Annotated in this window: 16 protein-coding genes and 1 pseudogene; 14 read left to right on the forward strand and 3 right to left on the reverse strand. The window is 74.3% G+C overall.

The features are described 5' to 3' along the window. The first annotated feature begins 44 nt into the window (after positions 1 to 44). From ACWD4U_RS15985 to ACWD4U_RS16005, 5 genes are all read left to right on the forward strand, one after another. On the forward strand, positions 45 to 1,454 hold the full coding sequence (locus ACWD4U_RS15985) for a hypothetical protein (RefSeq protein ID WP_363460590.1): 1,410 nt from the start codon (positions 45 to 47) through the stop codon (positions 1,452 to 1,454). Further along, positions 1,451 to 2,149 carry a hypothetical protein gene (locus ACWD4U_RS15990; protein WP_363460592.1) on the forward strand — a complete coding sequence of 233 codons (699 nt, stop codon included), beginning with the start codon at positions 1,451 to 1,453 and terminating at the stop codon, positions 2,147 to 2,149. Before ACWD4U_RS15985 ends, ACWD4U_RS15990 begins: the two co-directional genes overlap by 4 nt. 209 nt (positions 2,150 to 2,358) lie before the next feature. Next, positions 2,359 to 3,222: an SMP-30/gluconolactonase/LRE family protein gene (locus ACWD4U_RS15995; protein WP_363460594.1), complete on the forward strand. Its 864-nt coding sequence runs from the start codon at positions 2,359 to 2,361 to the stop codon at positions 3,220 to 3,222. A 210-nt stretch (positions 3,223 to 3,432) separates the two neighbouring features. Next, positions 3,433 to 3,828, forward strand: a complete 396-nt coding sequence (locus tag ACWD4U_RS16000; protein ID WP_363454426.1) for an ASCH domain-containing protein — start codon at positions 3,433 to 3,435, stop codon at positions 3,826 to 3,828. 111 nt (positions 3,829 to 3,939) lie between these two features. Beyond that, the gene (locus ACWD4U_RS16005; protein ID WP_363454230.1) at positions 3,940 to 4,485 is read left to right on the forward strand and encodes a DUF4383 domain-containing protein; all 546 of its coding nucleotides are present in this window, start codon (positions 3,940 to 3,942) and stop codon (positions 4,483 to 4,485) included. Between the two features lie 70 nt (positions 4,486 to 4,555). On the opposite strand, the gene ACWD4U_RS16010 is transcribed toward ACWD4U_RS16005, so the two are convergent. Both ACWD4U_RS16010 and ACWD4U_RS16015 read right to left on the reverse strand, forming a co-directional pair. After that, on the reverse strand, positions 4,556 to 5,800 hold the full coding sequence (locus ACWD4U_RS16010; protein WP_363454232.1) for an NAD(P)/FAD-dependent oxidoreductase: 1,245 nt from the start codon (positions 5,798 to 5,800) through the stop codon (positions 4,556 to 4,558). A gap of 114 nt (positions 5,801 to 5,914) precedes the next feature. Next, positions 5,915 to 7,045: a helix-turn-helix domain-containing protein gene (locus ACWD4U_RS16015; protein WP_363454234.1), complete on the reverse strand. Its 1,131-nt coding sequence runs from the start codon at positions 7,043 to 7,045 to the stop codon at positions 5,915 to 5,917. A 249-nt stretch (positions 7,046 to 7,294) separates the two neighbouring features. Here ACWD4U_RS16015 and ACWD4U_RS16020 point away from each other — a divergent pair, with 249 nt between their 5' ends. The 9 genes and pseudogenes from ACWD4U_RS16020 (at position 7,295) to ACWD4U_RS16060 (ending at position 17,777) form a co-directional block, all read left to right on the forward strand. Continuing rightward, a complete protein-coding gene (locus ACWD4U_RS16020; protein ID WP_363454236.1) occupies positions 7,295 to 7,588 on the forward strand; it encodes a DUF3040 domain-containing protein in 294 nt (97 codons plus the stop codon). Positions 7,589 to 7,749: 161 nt separating this feature from the next. Continuing rightward, a pseudogene (locus ACWD4U_RS16025) lies at positions 7,750 to 7,920 on the forward strand (MerR family transcriptional regulator); the annotation flags it as partial. Between the two features lie 9 nt (positions 7,921 to 7,929). After that, positions 7,930 to 8,691: a B12-binding domain-containing protein gene (locus ACWD4U_RS16030; protein WP_449787208.1), complete on the forward strand. Its 762-nt coding sequence runs from the start codon at positions 7,930 to 7,932 to the stop codon at positions 8,689 to 8,691. A gap of 83 nt (positions 8,692 to 8,774) precedes the next feature. Then, positions 8,775 to 9,218: an SRPBCC family protein gene (locus ACWD4U_RS16035; protein ID WP_363454240.1), complete on the forward strand. Its 444-nt coding sequence runs from the start codon at positions 8,775 to 8,777 to the stop codon at positions 9,216 to 9,218. A gap of 33 nt (positions 9,219 to 9,251) precedes the next feature. Beyond that, entirely contained in the window at positions 9,252 to 9,434 is a 183-nt protein-coding gene (locus ACWD4U_RS16040; RefSeq protein WP_363454242.1) for a hypothetical protein, read from the forward strand. A 343-nt stretch (positions 9,435 to 9,777) separates the two neighbouring features. Beyond that, positions 9,778 to 11,097, forward strand: a complete 1,320-nt coding sequence (locus tag ACWD4U_RS16045) for an alpha/beta hydrolase (RefSeq protein ID WP_363454244.1) — start codon at positions 9,778 to 9,780, stop codon at positions 11,095 to 11,097. Then, entirely contained in the window at positions 11,094 to 13,634 is a 2,541-nt protein-coding gene (locus ACWD4U_RS16050) for a bifunctional lysylphosphatidylglycerol flippase/synthetase MprF (RefSeq protein WP_363454246.1), read from the forward strand. Before ACWD4U_RS16045 ends, ACWD4U_RS16050 begins: the two co-directional genes overlap by 4 nt. Before the next feature lie 202 nt (positions 13,635 to 13,836). Further along, the gene (locus ACWD4U_RS16055) at positions 13,837 to 14,964 is read left to right on the forward strand and encodes a DUF3103 family protein (protein WP_363454248.1); all 1,128 of its coding nucleotides are present in this window, start codon (positions 13,837 to 13,839) and stop codon (positions 14,962 to 14,964) included. A gap of 215 nt (positions 14,965 to 15,179) precedes the next feature. Continuing rightward, complete coding sequence (locus ACWD4U_RS16060; RefSeq protein ID WP_363454250.1) at positions 15,180 to 17,777, forward strand: alpha-N-acetylglucosaminidase; 2,598 nt, start codon at positions 15,180 to 15,182, stop codon at positions 17,775 to 17,777. 41 nt (positions 17,778 to 17,818) lie between these two features. Here ACWD4U_RS16060 and ACWD4U_RS16065 read toward each other — a convergent pair whose 3' ends face one another. Then, complete coding sequence (locus ACWD4U_RS16065) at positions 17,819 to 18,145, reverse strand: hypothetical protein (protein WP_363454252.1); 327 nt, start codon at positions 18,143 to 18,145, stop codon at positions 17,819 to 17,821. Between the last annotated feature and the right edge of the window lie 134 nt (positions 18,146 to 18,279).

An 18,279-nucleotide genomic window follows, 5' to 3' on the forward strand; every position in this document is an offset into this window, starting at 1 on the left:
GCGCCCCGTGGCGCGGTCCGCCCACAAGGAAGGACGGGTCCAGCGTGGCTGGAGACCTACCGACGGCGGCCGGCGGCCGCCGGCCGGCGGCGCCCTTCCCGGTGCCGCGACTGACCACCGGGCTGCGGCTGCACGGCGAGTACCAGGGCAGCGGGTTCACCGAGCCCCGCTACCTCGCTCGTCGCGGGGACGGCCAGGTGGTGCAACTGACCCTGCTGCTGCACCTGGTGGCGGGATCGATCGACGGTGTCCGGGACACCGAGGCCATCGCGCACCGGGTCAGCGCCCGCTACGGACGCGAGGTCAGCGCGGACAACGTCGACTACCTCGTCGAGCACAAGCTCCGGCCGATGGGGATCACCGCACCGCCCGGCGGCGACGGCCACCCGGTCGGCGCCCCTCGCTCGGACCTCCTGCTCGCCCTCACCGGCCGCCGCGTGCTGCTGCGTGAGCGCCAAGTCGTCCGGATCGCCCGGTCGTTGGCCTGGCTGCACCGCCCGTGGGTGGTGGCCGTCGTCCTGACGGCCGCCGTCGCCCTGGACGTCTGGCTGTTCGCCGTCCACGGGGCGATGGGTCCCGTGCTGCAGGTGCTGGACCAGCCCGTGCTCCTGCTCGCCGTGTTCGGCCTCACGGTCGCCTCGTTGCTGTTCCACGAGTTCGGACACGCGTCGGCCTGCCGTTACGGCGGCGCACAGCCGGGCCCGATCGGCTGCGGCCTGTACGTGCTGTGGCCCTCGCTCTACACGGACGTCACCGACGTGTACCGGATCGGCCGGGCCGGTCGGCTGCGCACCGATCTCGGCGGCGTCTACTTCAACGTCGTCTTCATACTGGGCCTGGCCGGGGGCTACGCCCTCACCGGCCGGCCGCTGTTCCTGGCCGCGGTGCTCGTCGCGCACGTCGAGATCGTCGAACAGCTCATGCCGGTCGTGCGCCTGGACGGGTACTTCATCCTCGGTGACCTCGCCGGCGTCCCCGACCTGTTCGGCAGGATCCGGCCGACGTTGCTGAGCCTGCTGCCCGGACGCCCCGTCAGACCCGAGGTCGCCGACCTCAAGAAGTCCGCCCGCGCGGTGGTCACCGGCTGGGTACTGACCATGGTCCCGCTGCTCGTCGGCGAGCTCGGCTACGTCCTGTGGCACCTGCCGAGGATCCTCGCCGCGGCCGCGCACTCGCTCGCCGCGCAGGGCGCCGACGCCCTCACCGCCTTCTCGGACGGGCGGTTCTCCACCGCGGCGGTCGACGCCATCGGGACCTTCACCCTGCTGTGCCCGCTGGTCGGAGGCACCTACCTCGCCGCTCGGACCGTCGCCCGGCTGCTCCGCCGGATCCTCGTCCGCCCGCTCTCGCGCTGGCGGGCGCCCGCGGCAGCGCACCGCCGCATGCCAACCGCCCCGCACGCCTCGGCCGAACAGCTGCCGGATCCCGTGCACACCCTCAGGAGGTATTCGTGAAGCACCGTACTCCGCAACGGAGTTCGATCATCGGTCGGACGGCCGGACGCCTCGGCGTGCTGAGCGGCGCGTGCCTGGCCGTACTCGCCGTTGCCGCGCCCGCCGGCGCCGTCCCGTTCTCGGACCACCCCGGCCGCGGCGTCGCAGCCTTCGCGGACCGCGCGACCACGCACGCCAGCCGCGTACATCCGGACCAGTACGAGGACTCGTTCACCGTCCACCAACTCGGCACCGTGTTCAGCGTCGGCGCGAACAACCGGGCCACCGCCGTCTCGGCCGGCTGCTCGACCCCGCACCCGTGCCGGTCGATCGCGCTGTCCTTCCAGATCGTCACCATGGCCGGGGACGACGTCCGGCTCAATGCCACCAACCTCGGCCGAGCAGTCAACGAGCAGTGCCCCAGCTGCCAGACCCTGGCCGGCGCCTACCAGTTCATCGTCTCCACCGCGCAGCCGTTCCGGCTCAGCCCCGGGGCCAGCGGCCAACTGGCCGCCATCCACCGCAGACTGGACGCGCTTGGCGCCTCGCACGACCCGATCCCCGTCGTCAAACAGCGCGCCGACGACCTGGCCGCCCAGGTGAAGGCGATCCTCGACCACGAGGCGCTGACCGCCCCCAGGGCCGCGGGGATGTCCCCCCTGGCGAAGTCCGGCCCGAGTGTGACCATGCACCGCCACTACGACGGGGCGAACTGACGACCTGACCCGGCAGACGGGGGGTGCGTGCTGGTGGTCGCGCCCGGGGCGGCCCCGCCGTTACCCTTCCTCCCGGGGGCGGCGGGGGCATCGCCTACGACCCGCCGATCCCGGGTGCGGCGCAGGCTGACCACGCATCACCGCATCGTTCTCTCCTGAGACCGGCCGCCCTCACCGGCCACCCCGTACCCGCCCGACCAGGAGCCCCGATGCCCCGCACCCTGCACGCCGAGCCGGTCGTCCGTGACCGCGCCCACCTCAACGAGAGTCCGCTCTGGGACGACCGCCACCAGATCCTGCGCTGGGTCGACATCCTGGCCGGCCGGGTACACGGGTGGGACCCGGCCACCGGGGAGCGGACGCTCTTCGAGGCTGGCCTACCGGTCGGTGCGGTGGCGCTGCGCGAGTCCGGCGGGCTCGTCCTGGCCGTCGCCGACGGCTTCGCGGTGTTGGACGGCGAGCAGCTGACCCGGATCGCCGACCTCGACTCCGAGGGCGGCGAGCTGCGGATGAACGACGCCGTCTGCGACCCCGAGGGCCGGCTGCTCGCTGGCACCATGGCGTTCACGCACGAGCCGGGCCGCGGCACCCTGCACCGCCTGGACCCGGACCACACCGTGCACACCGCCCTCCCGTCGGTCACCATCTCCAACGGCCTCGACTGGTCCGCGGACGGCACGACCGCCTACTACGCGGACAGTCCGACCCGCGAGGTCCGCGCCTACCGCTACCACGAGGGCCGGCTGCTCGACCCCCGCCCGTTCGTGACCACCGAGGACGGCGTGCCGGACGGCCTCGCGGTCGACGCCGAGGGCGGGGTGTGGGTCGCGGTGGCCTTCAGCGGCACGGTCCGCCGCTACCTGCCCGACGGCACCCTCGACACGGTCGTCCGCGTCCCGGCCACCGTGACCACCAGCTGCGCCTTCGGCGGCCCCGACCTGGACACGCTGTACATCACCACCGCCACCGAGAACCTCACCCCCGCTCAGCTCGCCGAACAGCCGCTGGCCGGCGGGATATTCGCCTGCACCCCCGGTGTCCTCGGCCGCCGCGCCCACCGCTACCGCGGCTGACCCGGCCTGCCGCGCCGGTAGGCCCGATGAAGCACGTCGTTGCAGTGTGGCGTGCGAGGGGCGGTGGGGCAGTCGGCGATTTGCGACGTCAGAGGGGCCGATGTGACTGGCCATCAGCGCACCAAGGGGAGCGGCAACGACCCCCTTGGTGCGCTGATGGCCAGTCACATCGGTAGTCTGCGAGGCGTGAACCTCGATGATCTTCCCGTGATGGAGTTCGAGTTCCCCGGGCCGTTGCGGGACCAGTTGGTGGCTGCGGTGCTGTCCGGTGCCAAGACCTCCACCTCTGCGCTGGCGGTGGGGTACGAGCGGGAGAACGAGCCGTTGCCCGAGGTGGGCCACCTGTGGGCGGTGGTCGACTCGGAGGGGCGGCGGGTCGCGGTGATCGAGCTGACGGAGGTTCGGACGGTCCGGCTTGCGGACGTGGACCTGCGGCACGTGCTCGACGAGGGCGAGGGCTACGCGTCGTTGGCCGAGTGGCGGGCCGTGCACGAGCGGCTGTGGCACAGCGCGGAGGTGCGGGCGGAGCTGGGCGACCCGGAGTTCACGGTCGAGGACGACACCCGGGTGGTGGCGCAGCGCTTCCGGCTGGTGCAGCGGGTCTGACGGGGCGTGCGTGCGAAGCGGTGCGGGAACGCTGCAACTTTCGCCCCGGGAAGCCGTTGGCGACGGTGGGACGCGGAGGCGTTCGTCTCCGGGAACGGATGGAGGGCAGTCATGGACTTCCGCGACGAGCTTCCCGTCGACCACCGGCTCGCGCAGGTCTACCGGGTCGGGGCCGGTCTGTGCGGGGTGGTCCTGCTGGTGTTCGGGTGCCTGGGCCTGGCCGACGGGTTGTCGTTCTTCAGCACCACCGGTGAGAGCGTGGCGGGGCTGTCGAGCAACGGTCTGCTGAGCCTGGTCTCGATCGCCACGGCCGCGTGCCTGATCGTCGGGGCCGTGATCGGCGGCAACACCGCCTCGACCGTCAACATCGTGGTGGGAGGGCTGTTCGTCCTCAGCGGCTTCGTCAACCTCGCCCTGCTGGACTCGGGAGCCAACGTCCTGGCCTTCCGGATCCCCAACGTCGTCTTCAGCTTCGTGATGGGCCTGGTCATCGCGACGTTCGGGATGTACGGACGGGTCAGTGGCAGGCTGCCGCGGGACAACCCCTACTGGCGCCACCGCCACCCCGAGTCCGCCGCGGAGTCCGCCGCACCGGACAACCGGGGAGCCCTCGCCGGCCCCGCGTCCCGGCCGGGCATCGCCGGTCCGCCGCGATGAGCGCAGCGCGCGTGCTGCGGGCCACCGCGCGGTTGGTGGACCGTCAGCTCCCTGATCCGGGCGCGGGCCGTCAGCGAAGTGACCCGGTCGCGAGGTCGGCCAGGAGTTCGCGGGCGGCCCGGGCTCCCGAGGCGAGTGCGCCCTGGACGGAGCCGGTCGTGCGGTGGTCGCCGCACACGTACCGGCCCGGTGACCAGCGGCTGCCGCGGGTCAGCGGGTGCGGGGCCGGCATGGCGGGCAGGGCGCTCGGGATCCGGTACGTGGCGAGCGGGTGCCAGCCCGAGGTGTCACAGGCGTAGAGCTCCGCGAGCCGGGACCGGACCGCCGCCTCGTCGGCGTCCGTGCCCAGCACCGAGGTCGACACCAGCGAGAGCCCCGGCGGCGCGCAGCCGGGCACCACCTCCGAAAGGACCACCGAGTTGAGCAGCTGGCGGTCGGAGTCGACCAGCAGCATCGGCTCGGGCAGCGGGCTGACCTCGGCCACGTGGTAGAAGGTCGTCACCGCCCGGAGCTCGGGCACCGGCAGGCCCGGGAGCAGCGCCCCTGCCGTGACCGGGTCGGTGGCGACGACCACGCAGCGCGCCGCGGCCTCGCGGCCGTCGTCCAGGAGCGCGCCGTGCTCGCCCAGGCCGACCACGCGGGTCTCCAACTCCAGTGTTCCTGTGGGGAGTTGTGCGGCGAGCGCCGCCGGCACGGCTCCGATCCCGGCCTCGGGCAGCGCGAGCGTCCCGCGCATCATGCTGCGCCAGTAGAGGTGGAACACGCGGCTGGAGGTCGTCAGCGCGTCCTCCAGGAACACCCCGGCGAGGAACGGCCGCAGCATCGTGTCGATCGTCCGCGGCGACACCCCGGCGGCGCGCAGCGCCGCTGCCGTCGACACGTCCCGTCCGCCGCGCAGCGTACGGGCGGGCAGCAGCCGGTCGCGCGCACCGAGCAGGCCGAGCGCCAGCGCGTCCCGGGGCGGCAGCAGCCGGCCGGTCAGCAGGTCCCCGGCCAGGTCGGGCCGGCGCAGCGGATCGGCGAACCGGAACCGCCCGCGCGAACCGGCCAGGACGAATCCCGGGGTGAACCGGTGCAGTTGCAGCGGCCCCAGCTCCACGCGGCGCCTGACCTGGGGGTAGGCGGTGTTGAACACCTGGAAGCCGCGGTCCAGCCGGAACCCGTCCACGCGATCGGTGCGCATCCGCCCGCCCACCCCGTCCGACGCCTCCAGCAGCCGCACCCGCAGTCCGGCCGCCGCCGCGTCCCGCGCACAGGCCAGACCTGCCGAACCGGCCCCGACCACCACGACATCCGCCGCACCGTCCGCGCCCATCACGCCTCCTCGGTCACCGCGTCCCGTCCCGGCCGATGCCGGCGGGTACGACCTGTTCGGAGCCGACCGGCCGAACGGATTCCGGCAGCGCGAAGTGCCGCGGGAGGGGTGGGATCAGAGCGGTACCCCGAGCGTGGCGGCCGCGTCGGCCACCGCGGCGGCGGGCGCGGTGCGCAGCAGCTCGGCGACCAGGGGGTGGGTCCGGACGACCTGGGCGCCCACCCGGTCGGCGGCCAGCAGTTCGCGGGCCGCGCCCGCGGCGTCGCCCACACGGGCCAGGACGCGCGCCCGGTCGATGCCGTGCCGGGCGCGGCGCTCCGCGGGCAGGTCGCCGAGGTCCATCCCGTCGATCCGCTCCAGCGCCCCGAGGTCCTCGCCGAGCTCCAGCGCGGCGTGGACGGTGTGGACGGCCCACTCGCCCTCCCCGAAACCGGTAGCTCCGGCCGTCGACGCGTCGGTGTGCGCGAGGGCCGCCGCGGCCTCCGCCAGGTGCCCGGAGGACTCCGCCTGGCGTCCGCGCTGCCCCTCCAGGACGGCCGAGACCAGGTGCAGGGTGCCCCACACCGCCCAGGCGTGACGGTCCTGGCGGCCGAGCAACCCGCCCGCGGCCGCCAGTCCCGCCTCCAGCAGCGCGGCGGCCTCGTCCGTCGCCCCCGCACTGAGGGCGACCTCCGCCTGCAGCCACACGGTGGACGCCACCAGCGCCGGGTCCCCGCCCGCCGTGGCACTGCGCCGCGCTTCGGCTGCCGCCAACGCCGCCAGGTCGTGCGCGCCGAGCCGCTTCGCCAGCAGGGCGCTCTCGTGCAGGGCCGCCGCGAGCAGGTCCGTCACCTCGGGTGACTCGGCCGCGCGCAGGTCGTCCAGCAGGGCGGGGAGCGTCAGGGCGAGGTCCGTCCACCGCGCCTCCCGCCGCAGGCCGGTCACCGCCGAGAGCCGGCCGCGCAGACCGCCGGCCGACCCGCGCTGCGCCGCCGGCCCGGGCGGCAGTGCCGTCCGCAGCACCGCACGCCGCAGGGCCGGCAGCGCCCGGTGGGTCGCACCCGCCACGGGGTCCTCCCGCCCGCAGGGCACGCCCAGCAGCTCCCCGGTCGACACGCCCAGCGCGTCCGCGAGCGCGACGAGCATCGCCTGTCGGTCGATGCGCTGACGGCCCGCTTCGACGGTTCGCAGCCAGTCGGGGTTGCGTCCCACCGCGTCCGCGACCTCGGCCCGCGACAGGCCGAACGCCTCACGCAGCAGCCCCACCCGACGCCCTACGGACAGCCCCGCCACCACCGACGGCCCCGTACCCATTGCCACCTCGCCTCGTGGACCCGCCTCGGGCAGCGGGCGACACGGCCCACGCTAGGCCCGGCGCCCTGCTCAGCATGGAACGCCTGGCTCCGTGCCGTGTCATGTCGGCGCCGCGGTACCGCTGCACAAGCGAGGCAAGAGGACCAGGACCGGGAAGCCTGGGAGGCTCGGACCGGCACCGTTGACGGAGGTGGGAAGGTCATGGCCGTCCGACTCAGCAGCAGCGAGCGGTACCTCCTCGGTGAGATGGAGGCGGTTCTCAGAACCACCGATCCGGCGCTGGACCGGTTGCTCGGACGCCGTCGGAACGCGGTGATCCGGCTCGCCTGGCGCCCGCTGCCGCTGGTCGTCTGGGTGGCGACGACGGCGGTCGTGACGGCGGGCTGCCTGCTCTGCGCGGGCGCCTACAGCGCGGCGGCGGCCGTCCCGGCGGTGCTGGGCGCCGCCGGGACGGTCTGGGGCTTCCGGCGGCTCGCTCGGCTGGACCGGGGCTGATCTCCGTGGCCCGAGGCGAGCACGCACGGGTCCGTGAGCGCCGACCGCCCGGACCCGGCGTCGTGCCTGACGACGTGTCACGGCTCGCGCCTGACGACGTGTCACGGCCCGTGCGCGGTGAGGGCGATCAGCACCGGGGAGCGCGGGTCACGACGGGGGACGTGGCCCGCCGTTTCGGGGTGTCACCGGCGACGGTCCGCTCCTGGGAGCGTCGGTACGGCGTCGGCCCCACGGATCACGAGACCGGCCGGCACCGCCGGTGGAGCCCGCAGGACGTCGCCGTGCTCGACGTGATGTGCGGTCTGACGGCGCGCGGGGTGGCACCGGGAGAGGCGGCGCGCGTGGCCCTGCGGTCGGCCGCCGATCCGGCCGGCGCCAGCCGAGGTGCCGAGGCCGACGAGGTCCCGTCGCCCGGCGCCGAGCGACCCGCCGCGCCGGGCGGCCGGTCCGCTCTGCCGGTCGGACCCGTCCGGCCCGAGTGCCGCGGGCTGGCGCGGGCCGCGGTCCGGCTCGATGCGGCGAAGGTGTCGCGGATCCTCCGCACGGTGGTCGCCGACCTCGGGACCGTCACCGCGTGGACCGAGGTGATGGCGCCCGCGCTGCGCGCCGCGGGCCGGAAGTGGGCCACCGGTGGGGACCGCTACGTCGAGGTCGAGCACCTGCTCTCCTGGCACGTCTCGACCGCGCTTCGCGTGGTCGCGGACCGCCAGGGCGACGCCCGACCGGGCCCCTGCGCGCTGCTCGCCGGGACGCCGGGCGAACTCCACACCCTGCCGCTGGACGCCCTCGTCGCCGGACTCGCCGAACGCCGTCTGCCCTGCCTGATCCTCGGTCCGGCCGTTCCCGCGCCGGCCCTCCTCGAAGCCGTCCGCCGGACCGGGCCCGCGGCCGTCGCGCTGTGGGCCCAGAGCGCGCACACGGCGGACCACCCGCTCGCCCGGCAGACCGCGGAGGTCGCGTGGGGCGGCCGCGGCAGCCGCTCGCGCCCCACCGTGCTCGTCGCAGGGCCCGGCTGGGCGCCACGGCGGATACCGGATGAGTTGATCCGACCCCACGACCTGCCGAGCGCCCTGGACCACATCGAGCGGCTCCTCACGGTGTGACCCGCGTGAAGGCATCCGATCGCCGGTGCGCGACGAAGACCGGGGTGAGGGCAGGAGCGGGGCCGCGAGAGAGGAACGCGACGATGGTCACCGTCGAACGGAGCATCACGATCGGTCGTCCGGCCGACGAGGTCATCGCGTACCTCGCCGACTTCGGGAACGCCCCCGCGTGGGATCCGGGAACGGAGAGCTGCGACCGGATCGACGGCGGGCCTGTCACGGCCGGCGCGACCTGGCTCAACGTCTCGCGCTTCCGCGGCCGCCGTACCCGGCTCACCTACACCCTGGAACGCTACGACGCGGACCGGCTCGTCTTCGTCGGCCGCAACCGCACCGTCACCGCGACCGACGACATGACGCTGCAGTCGGCGGGCGATCGGACCCTGCTCGTCTACCGGGCCGAGCTGCGCTTCCACGGCGCCGCCCGCCTCGCGGGCCCGTTCCTGCGGCGGGCGTTCGAGCACCTCGCCGACGAGGTCGCCGAGCGGCTTCCACGGGTTCTCGCCGCGCAGGCGCCGGAGCGCTGATCCAGGGCGGCTCACCGTTCGGAGGAGAGAGCAATGGACACCGGAATCGCCGTCCACCGGCAGCGCGAGCTGGTGGACCGGATCGCCCGAGCGGTCGCGGACGACGACCGGATGACGCTGGAGATTCTGCTGATCGCCCTGGAGGCAGTGGCGGACGAGTCGATGCTCCGCCGCCTGGAAGCCGCGATGGGTCGTGCTCCCCGCGCAAAGCGCTGACCGGCGCACGCAACCGCGTCGGCGCGGCGTACGTCGAAGGTCATGGCGGACGCGCGTCGACGTGCTCTCGGTTGCCGGGTGGTGGGGGTGCGGGGGGCCGTGGCCCCGCCGATCGGCGGGTCTCGGTAGGGACGTCGTGCGTACGTGGGCTAGGGTCCCGTTCGTTTGAATTGTTCTCAGGAAACTCCCAGCAAGAGTCGGGGTTCCGCCAGGAGAGGGGGAGCGCCGTGGGCGTCCAGCAGAATCGGAGTCGGGACGGGGTCGGTCCCGACCCCGCCGGGCGCATCGACGGCGCGGTCGACCCCGTCGGCAAGGCCGTCTCCCGTCGGCCGGGTGCGGCCGCATGACGACGCTTCCCCTCGCCACCCGTTGGAACCCGGTCGACTGGCCGCTCACCCACGGACCGGTGCCGCTGGCGGTGCTCGCGGGCGGGTGGGCGGCGCTGGCCATGCTCGCGTTGTCGCGCAACGAGCGCTGGCGGGCGCCGCGGCTGTTCGGGACCCTGCTGCTGGCCGGCGGGCTCACCGCGCTGGTGAAGATCGGCGTCGACGGCTGGTGGCACCCGTTCCCGGAGGGCACGCCGGACTTCGTACTGCGCTGGATCGCCGTCGCACTGTTCGGCATATCCCTGCTCTGCTTCCGCGCGCCGCTGCTCCCCACCCGCGGCGGGCGCCTGCTGGCGGCGGGCGGCGCGGTGCTGGTGCTGGTGATGGCCGCCTCCCAGGTCAACCGGGGCTTCGACCAGTACCCGACCGCCCGGGCCATGCTGGCGCCGCCGAGCGAGGCGCTGACGGTCGGCAAGACGGCCGAGACCGTCGCGGCCGGGCCCGGCAAACCGCTGGAGGAGATCTGGCACGCACCGCCCGACCTGCCCGCCAAGGGCACCCTCTCCACCGTGACCATCCCCGGCCCGAAGTCCGGCTTCAAGGCCCGCCCGGGCTACGTCTATCTGCCGCCCGCCTACCAGGCGACGCCCCGGCCGCTGCTGCCCGTCGTGGTGCTGCTGCCCGGCCAGCCCGGCGCGCCGGAGGACTGGGTCAACTCCGGTGCGATCCGCGAGATCCTGGACACCTTCGCCGCCTCGCACCACGGCCTCGCCCCGATCGTCGTCGTCGCGGACCCCACCGGAAGCCCGTGGGTCAACACGCTCTGCATGGACTCCCGCATCGCCAAGGCGCACACCTACCTGTCCGTCGACGTCCCGAACTGGATCCACCGGAACCTGCAGACCGCCACCGGCCGCACCGCGTTCGCCATCGGCGGGCTGTCGCTCGGCGGCACCTGCTCGCTCCAACTCGCCGTCAACGCCCCCGACGTCTACGGCAGCTTCCTCGACGTCTCCGGCCAGGCCGAGCCGACCCTCGGCGGCCACGGCGAGACCGTCGCCAAGGCCTTCGGCGGGAACGAGGCCGCCTTCGACGCGGTCGACCCGCTGCACGTGATGGCCCGTCAGAAGTTCCCGGACACCGCGGGCCGGTTCGTGGTCGGCGCCAACGACGACGACTTCCGCGGCATGCAGGAGAAGGCCTTCGCCGCGGCGCAGGCGGCCGGGATGAGCGTCGCCTACCAGACCATCCCCGGCTGGCACAGCTGGGAGGTGTTCCGGCAGGCCTTCGACCAGAACCTGACCTGGCTCGCCCAGCGGACGGGGCTGGTCCGGTGACGCCGCTCCTGACGGCCCCCGCGCCGACCGACGACGAGCAGGCCCCCGCCTGTACGCCCGCCGCCGCCCGCACACCCGACCCGCGGGCCCAGCGCCTGCGCCGGGCCGCCGGCGCCCTCGGCGGCCGACTGCGCGCAGCGCCGCTGACGCTCACCCTGCTGGCCGGGCTCTGGACGCTCGGTGCGGCCACCGGCGGCCTGGCGCACGGGCCGTCCGAGGCACTGCTCGCCCACGTCGGGGTCGGCCTGCCCACCCTGGCCGAGGGTCGCTGGTGGACGCCCCTCAGCTCGCTGCTCTGGTGCTCCGGCGCCGGGTCGTACGTGTTCACCAGCCTGCTGCTGCTCCTGGTGGGACCCGCCGCCGAGCGCCGGCTGGGCCGGGTCCGGACGCTCGCCGTGCTGGTGGGCGGGCAACTGGCGGGCACCCTGGCGGGCACCTGCCTGGTCGCGGCCGGATCGCTCGCCGACGAGCCGTGGACCGCCTCGGTGGCCGACCAGACCGCGGTCGGCCCCGGCGTCGGCGTGTTCGCCCTGGCCGCGGTGCTCGGCTACCGGCTCACCGCACTCTGGCGCCGCCGCCTGCACCTGCTGGTCCTGCTCGTCCCGCTGGTCACCACGCTCTACGTCGGCCACCTGCAGAGCGTGCAGCGCTTCGCCGCCGCGCTCATCGGCCTCGCAGCCGGCGCGCTGCTCAGCCGGGACCGGCCGCGGCTGCGCACGCACCGCTCCTCGCACTCCGAGACCCGGGTGCTGGTCGCGCTCTGCCTGGTCGCCGCCGCCCTCGGCCCGCTCGTCGCCGCGCTGTACGACAACGCCAGCGGGCCGCTCAACACCTTCTCCGAGCTGTACTTCTCGCACCGGCTCAGCCCCGAGGAAGTGGCCGACACCTGCCTGATGTCCGTGCACGACTGCGCCCGCGCGCACGCCGTCGAGCGGATCTTCGACACCCCGGGCCGGCTGATGGCCGCCCTCTTCCCGGCGCTGCTGATGGTCCTGGCCGACGGACTGCGCCGCGGGCTCCGGCTGACCTGGCGGATCGCCGTCGCGACCGAGCTGCTCTGGGTGGCCCTGCTGGGCTGGCTCTACCTGGACGCCGGACCGTCCGGCGGTGACGAGGCCCCGTACTTCGCCGAGGCGATGCTGCTGCCGCTGCTCACCCTCGGACTGCTGCTGGCCACCCGGCAGCGGTTCCGGCTGCGCCTGGCCGACCGGGCGGTGCGCCGACTGGGCGTGGCGATCGGCGGCGCCGCGCTGGCCGCCTCCGCCGCCTACGCGGGCGGGGGAGTGATGGTGGCCGACCAGTTCGAGCCGGGGGCGAACCTGCGCCGCCTGCTGCACGGCCTGCCGGCGCAGTTCCTGCCGCCCGCGTACAACGACCTGACGCCGGACTACCCGATCGCCGTCGGCAGGGTGGCGGTCCTGCTGGAGACGTACTGCGGGCTGGCCTTCTGGGTGGTCACGCTGGGCGCGCTGCTGGTCGCCTTCCGCCAGCCGGTGATGCGGAGCGACGCGGCCGCGGCCGCCCGGGCCCGGGCGCTGCTGACCGCGCACGGCGGCGGGACGCTGTCCTTCATCACCACCTGGGACGGCAACCACTACTGGTTCGACGAGGAGGGCCGCGCGGCGGTCGCCTACCGGGTGCACGGCACGGTCGCGCTGACCGCCGGCGACCCGTTCGGTGCGGAGGACGCCAGGGAGCGGGCGGTGGCCGGGTTCGCCCGGTACTGCGACGCGCGCGGCTGGACCCCGTGCTTCTTCAGCGTCTCCCCGCAGACCCGGGCGGCGGCGGCCCGCCTCGGCTGGCGCTCGGTGCAGGTCGCCGAGGACACCCTGGTCGCGCTGCCCGAGCTGGCCTTCACCGGCCGCAAGTGGCAGGACATCCGGACCGCGCTGAACAAGGCGGGCCGGCAGGGCATCACCGCCGAGTGGCTGGTCTACCGGGAGGCGCCGCGCGGGGTGCGGGAGCAGATCCGCGAGATCTCCGAGGAGTGGGTCTCCGCGAAGGGCCTGCCCGAGATGGGCTTCACGCTCGGCGGGCTGGAGGAGCTGGACGACCCGGAGGTGCGGGTGCTGGTCGCGGTGGACGAGCAGGGCGTCGTGCACGGGCTGACCAGCTGGATGCCGGTGCACGAGAACGGCGTGCCGGTCGGCTGGACGCTGGACTTCATGCGCCGCCGCTCCGACGGCTTCCGCGGCGTCAACGAGTTCCTGATCGCCTCGGCCGCGCTGGGCTTCAAGGCGGAGGGCGCACGCTTCCTCTCGCTGTCCGGCTCACCGCTGGCCCGCTCCGGTCCGAGCGAGGGCCCGACCGGGCTGCAGCGCCTGCTCGACTGGGCGAGCCAGCGGCTGGAGCCGGTGTACGGCTTCCGCTCGCTGCTCGCGTTCAAGTCGAAGTTCCAGCCCGAGTACCGGCCGATGTACATGGCGTACCCCGATCCGGCCGCGCTGCCGAGCATCAGCAGGGCGATCGGCAAGGCGTACCTGCCGCACCTGACGCCGGTTCAGGGCGTGCGGCTGATGCGGCGGTTGTCGGGCTGAGCAGGTGCCCGCCCCGGCGCCCCGCCTGGACGCGTGCCGGGGCGGGGTGACGGCGGAGGGCCCACGGGCCGTTCGCTCGGCGGGGGTTGATCCTGCGTCAGGTAACCACTTCACTTGTCATGACACCGACGCCTCCCGGTGGCGGTGTCGTTCCGTGTGCCTGTTGCTCCGACGCTCACCCCGACGAGTCTGGAGATCCCGCATGCCCCAGTTCCGCCTGCGGCGCGCCGTCGCCGCCCTCGTGGCCCTGCCCGTGCTCGCGCTCGGCGCGGGCCAGGCCGCGGCCGCACCCGGCCCCGAGGCCCAGCCGCGCGCTGCCACCAGCCGCGTCCCGGCGATCGAGGACGGCGTCGCCCGCACCCTCGCCACCGCCCTCGCCGACCCCGCCCTGAGCGAGCGGGTGCGGACCGCCACGGCCGCCACCGGAGGGCCGGCCGCGCTCGGCCCGCTGGCCGCCGCCGTCCCCGGCGCCTCCGCGCGGAAGCTCGCCGGCACGACCGCCGAGGCGGACAGCGCAGTGGCGGCGGCCAAGGGACTCGGCACCGACCTCGGCCCCCTGCTGCGCGTGCAGCTGGCCGACCGCACGATGCGCACCGCGCTGGACGCCGGGGCCGCACCGCTGGTGGCGGTGGCCGCCACCGACGACCACGCCCGCACGCTGCGCGCCTACGACACCGCCGGCCGGGCCCATGTCCTGTCGACCGCGGGCCTGCCCGCCCAGCCGGTCTACCTGGTCGACGTCGACACCGCCAAGACCCTCGCCGCCGGAACGGCCCTGCTCCAGCGGGAGTTGGGCACCCGGGGGACCGGCGCGGCTCCCGCGACGGCCACCGCGGCGGGCGGCTGGTGGGCCACCAAGATCACCTCGATCGAGGTCGCGGACGACGAGGAGCCCTGGTTCAAGGGCGCCGCCGAGATGTTCGCCCTGGTGACCGGCTTCGGCCAGGACGGCAAGGTCCGGGTCGACTCGGTCGCGATGCCGTACCTCCAGTACGACGGCACGGTCTACCGGCCGAACCAGATCCTGGTGAACTGGTCGAACTACAAGTACAACCTGGCCGACGTCGTGCTGATGGAGGACGACGGCGACACCAACTACCTCGCCCTCGCCCAGGCCGTCGCCGCGGTCCTGCTCACCATCGCCGACCAGGGGGCCTACATCCCGCTGGTGAACGCCGTCCTGGGCGCGCTGCCCTCCTCGTGGTGGACCGACGACCCGGACTACGTCGACTCCTGGTACACCCTCGCCCGCACCAGCTCCGGCCGCCTCGACGGCGCCCGGGCCAACGGCTGGATGACCGTCGAACCGTACTTCGTCGAGCAGTTCTGACCCCGGTCCCGTGACGCCGTCACCGGCGGTGCGGGTGAGGAACGACCCCGGGGGCAGCCGACGTGCCGGCCGGTCACGACGACGGTCGGCGCGTCGAGGGCTCCACATCCGGGATCGGTCCGGACGGCGTCGAGACACGGCCGCGACGAGCCCTCATGGTGACGAACGCTCAGTTGATAATTGGTGCTCGTCCCGACCGGATGAGGTATCCCCACGTGAGAGCACTCCCTCCCTCGGCCACCGTCCGTGCCGCGCTGGCCGCCGCCCTCCTCGCCGTCCTGCCGACCGCCGCGCCGACGGCTGCAACCGCAGCCCCCACCGCTACCGCCGCCGTCTTCGACACCGCACCGGCCCAGGCGGCGCTGGCCCGCCTCCTGCCGCACCACGCAGGGCAGTTCACGCTGGAGGCGGTCGCCCGCCCTGCCACCGGTGACTGGTTCGGCGTCTCCGGCAGCGCGGGCGCCGTCCGCATCCAGGGCACCAGCCCGGCCGTGCTGCTCAGCGGCGTCAACGAGTACCTGCACTCCAGCGCCCACGTCGACATCGGCTTCCCCGGCGACAGCACCAGCAGTCTCCCCGCCACCCTGCCGGCACCGGTCGCGGTCACCCGCTCCGCGTCGGTGGCCAACCGGTTCGCGCTCAACGACACCGACGACGGCTACGCCGGGGCCCACCGCGACTGGGCCGCCTGGGAGCGGGAGATCGACGTCCTCGCCCTGCACGGCGTCAACGAGGTCTTCCTGCCGATCGGCACCGAGGCCGCCTACGTCGACGCGCTCCAGGAGTTCGGCTACACCAGGGACGACCTGCTCGCCTGGGTCCCCGGCGCCTCGCACCAGCCGTGGTGGCTGCTGCAGAACATGTCCTCCTTCGGCGGACCGCTCACCCCGCAGCAGCTCGCCGACCGGGCCGCGCTCGGCCGCAGACTCGCCGACCGGCTCCGGGAGTTGGGCATGACGCCCGTCCTGCCCGGCTACTTCGGCACCGTCCCCCCGGGCTTCGCCGCCAAGAACCCCGGCGCGGCCGTCGTCCCGCAGGGCAGCTGGGTCGGCTTCCAGCGCCCGGACTGGCTCGACCCGCGGACCACGGCCTACACCGCCCTGGCCGCCTCCTTCTACCGCCACCAGCGCACCCTGCTGGGCGACTCGGCGATGTACAAGATGGACCTCCTGCACGAAGGCGGCAGCCCCGGCACCGTGCCCGTGCCCGACGCGGCCAGGGCGGTCATGAACGCCCTGCAGACCGCCCGCCCCGGTGTGACCTGGGTCCTGCTGGGCTGGCAGGACAACCCCTCCACCCAGATCATCGACGCGGTCGACAAGACCAGGCTGTTCATCGTCGACGGCCTCTCCGACCGCTACGACAACCTCGACCGCGAGACCTCCTGGCACGGCGCCCCGTACGCCTTCGGCACCATCCCCAACTTCGGCGGCCACACCACGATCGGCGCCAACACCGCCGTCTGGACCGCCCGCTTCGAGCAGTGGCGCAGCAAGCCGGGCAGCGCCCTCCAGGGCATCGCCTACCTGCCCGAGGGCACGGGCGGCAACCCGGCCGCCTTCGACCTGTTCACCACCCTCGCCTGGCGCACCGGCCCGACCGACCAGCAGAAGTGGTACGCCGACTACGCCGCCTACCGCTACGGCGGACCCGACACCCACGCCGCCAAGGCGTGGGAGCTGCTGCGCACCGGCCCGTACAGCATGCCCTCCGGCACCTGGAGCGAGGCGCAGGACAGCCTCTTCACCGCCCGACCCTCGCTCACCGTCGCCACCGCCGCCTCGTGGAGCCCGACGGCCATGCGCTACGACCCCGCCACCGTCCAGCGGGCGCTGACCGAACTCCTCCAGGTCGCCCCGGCGTTGCAGACCAGCGACGCCTACCGCTTCGACCTGGTGGACGTGGCCCGGCAGGCGCTGGCCAACCGCAGCCGCACCCTGCTGCCGCAGCTCAAGGCCGCCTACGACGCGAAGAACCTCACCGCCTTTCGCGCCGCCGCCACGGAGTGGAAGAACGACCTCGCCCGGCTGGACACGCTGCTCGCCACCGACACCCGCTTCCTGCTCGGCCCCTGGCTGGACGCCGCCCACAGGTGCAGCACCCTGGACGCCGAACAGGCCGCCTGCGAGTTCGACGCCCGCTCGGTCCTCACCACCTGGGGCGACCGCTCCGGCAGCGAGTCGGGCGGACTGCACGACTACGCCGACCGCGAATGGTCCGGCCTGGTCTCCGACTTCTACACGATGCGCTGGACCAGGTACCTCGACAGCCTGGACGCCGCCCTGACGACCGGTCAGCTCCCCGCCGCCATCGACTGGTTCACGGTGGAGAACGCCTGGAACCACCAGCGGAACACCTACCCGACCACCGCGACGGGCGACCCCGTCGCGCAGGCCGCCGTGGTCCGCGACGCCCTCCCGCCGCTCGCCGCCGGCGGACCGGTCACCGGCATCGCCGGCGCCTGCGTGGACGTCACCGGCGGCAACTCCGCCAACGGCACCGGACTCCAGCTGTACACCTGCAACGGCACCCCGGCCCAGACCTGGACCCTGCCCGGCGACGGCACGCTGCGCGCCTACGGCAAGTGCATGGACGTCCGCAACGGTGCCACCACGGCCGGCACCGCGGTCCAGCTGTACGCCTGCAACGGCACGCCCGCCCAAGCGTGGGTCCACCGCGCCGACCAGACCCTGCAGAACACCAAGTCCGATCTGTGCCTGGACGCGAGCGGCGGCGGCAGCGCCAACGGCACGCCGTTGATCATCTGGACTTGCACCGCCACCGCCAACCAGCGCTGGACCCTACCGGCCTGAGCCCCGCCGCCCGCGCCTCGTCACCGAAGCCGGGTGCGGGCTCAGGGGCGCCGGGCGTTCCGGCGGACCAGCCACACCACCAGGACGATCGCCAGGACCACCAGGATCGCGACCAGCAGGAGGACGATCAGCCAGCCCTTGGACTTCTTCTTGCTCTTGCTCTTGGTCTTGCTCTTCGCCAACCGGGTGGCGGCGGCCTGCTCCCGCTGCCCGGTTGGTGCCAGGGCCGGCGCGCCGACCGCGGGTGCCTGCTGTACGGCTGCGACCGCTGCGGTGCGGGGCGCGGCCGTCGCCGTGCCGGTGGCGAGCGTGGCGCCGCCGCCCACCAGCGCCAGGGCGAGCAGTACCCCTGCCAGACGTGTTCTCATCCGATTGACCTCTTTCCCCCGGCCCGACCTGTGATCGGATCACTGTGGCAGGCGCCGGCCGCACCGCGACAGGGGGAACGCGCGGCCCGTTCCCGGACTGTGACGGTGTCACAGCACTGTGGCAGCGGGTTGCT

This window comes from Kitasatospora sp. NPDC002522 (assembly GCF_053595195.1).